Consider the following 1,749-nt stretch of genomic DNA (forward strand, 5'->3'; position numbering starts at 1 on the left):
AATTGCATTGCGGGCGTAGCCGGTTGTCGTGGGTAAAATAGAGTAGTACGTGGATTCTTCTTCGATGGTGAAATACTCCTGCATCACCGACTGAATCATCTTCCATTGGTCGTAGCGAAAGTTGTCTATGAGCAGGAAAAATAACGGTTCACCACTGCCTTTCAGGTGCGGGAAAACCTTATTTTTCATCAGTTGATGCGACATGATGGGCCGGTCAGCGCGGGGATCGTTCAGCCAGCCGTCGTACTCCTCCTCGATAAACTTGGCGAAATTGTTGTTGGCGTCGCTCTTCTGCATGGAGAATACCTCCGCCATTCCCTGATCCTGTGAACTTTCCAGTTCCAGTTCCCAGTAAATGAGCTTCTTGTAAATATCTGCCCACTCTTCATGACCGATGCGATCCTGGTACTGCATCGCCAGATTACGAAATTCCTGCTGGTAGCTGAGCGTCGTCTTTTCGGTCACGAGCCGCTTGTTATCCAGAATTTTCTTGACCGAAAGCAGAATCTGATTCGGATTGAGGGGCTTGATGAGGTAGTCGGCGATTTTGGAGCCGATGGCGTCCTCCATAATGTGTTCCTCCTCGCTCTTGGTAATCATCACCACGGGCAGCGAGGGGCGCATTTGCTTGATTTGGGCCAGCGTTTCGAGGCCCGTCATACCGGGCATCATCTCGTCCAAGAAAACGATGTCGTAGCGCTCACTCTCGACCTTGTCCAAAGCATCGGCCCCGCTGTTGACGGGCGTTACGGTGTAACCTTTTGCGGTCAGGAACATGATGTGTGGCTTGAGGAGGTCGATTTCATCATCGGCCCAGAGGATGTTGTATTGCATGTTATAGAGAGGTTTTATGAGGTTTTCGGTACGGTCCGTCGCACGGGCGGCGATCGGCTGTCGTCTTTTTACAATTTAGTTTTAACGATAAAAAAGGTGGTCTCGTACTTGACGAGCAGTGAGCGGTTTTATTAAATCATACCAAACAGCTAGAAACCAACAACTAAACGACTAAACCCTTCAACATTTAAATTTTTAAACCTTCAAGCAACCCAACCCTTTCACAAGAATTTCCGCGCCACGAGTTCCATATCATCCGGCGTGTCGATGCCGTGCGAGTCATCAGGTGTGATGACGGCTTGGATCGTGTAGTCGTTTTCGAGCCACCGGAGTTGTTCCAGAGCCTCGGCCCGTTCGAGCGACGACACGGGTAGTTGCGTGATTTGAGCCAGAACATCGGTGCGGTAGGCATAAATGCCGATATGTTTGTAAAAAGTATGGCGGCCCAGCCAGTCCGATTTTTCCACTTCGCGGAGGTAAGGAATGGTTTGGCGACTAAAATACAGGACGTTTCGGCTCGCGCTGAGCAGTACTTTGGGCGTGTTGGGGTTGAAAAGCGTTTCCTGGTCTTCGATTGCTTTCACCAGCGTAGCTAACTGCGTTTGTCCGTTCAGCACGGAAGCCAGGCGGTTGATTTGGGTCGGCTGGATGAAGGGTTCGTCGCCCTGAATGTTGATGACGTAGTCGTACACGCCTTCCAGGTACTGCAAAGCTTCAAAACAGCGATCGGTGCCGCTTTGGTGGTTCCCGGAAGTCATCACGACTTTGCCGCCAAAGGACTGCACATGGTCGAAGATGCGGTCGTCGTCGGTGGCGATAACGACCTGCGACAGCCGCGACGAAAGTTTGGCCTGTTCATAGACGCGCCTGATCATGCTGACGCCGCCGATTTCGGCCAGGGCCTTGGCCGGAAAG

General features: G+C 51.6%; 2 protein-coding genes. Both read right to left on the bottom strand.

Features of this window, described 5'->3' with window-relative positions; all coding sequences use genetic code 11:
• Window positions 1–834, bottom strand: an 834-nt coding sequence (locus ACEW8P_RS13190) for a response regulator (protein WP_373513544.1), incomplete at its 3' end; no start/stop codon positions are given.
• 221 nt (window positions 835–1,055) lie between these two features.
• Window positions 1,056–1,749: 3-deoxy-manno-octulosonate cytidylyltransferase (gene kdsB, locus ACEW8P_RS13195; RefSeq protein WP_373513545.1), on the bottom strand; the 694-nt coding region annotated here is incomplete at its 5' end.

Origin of the sequence: Persicitalea sp. (genome assembly GCF_041751555.1) — a bacterium.
Lineage (GTDB): Bacteria > Bacteroidota > Bacteroidia > Cytophagales > Spirosomataceae > Persicitalea.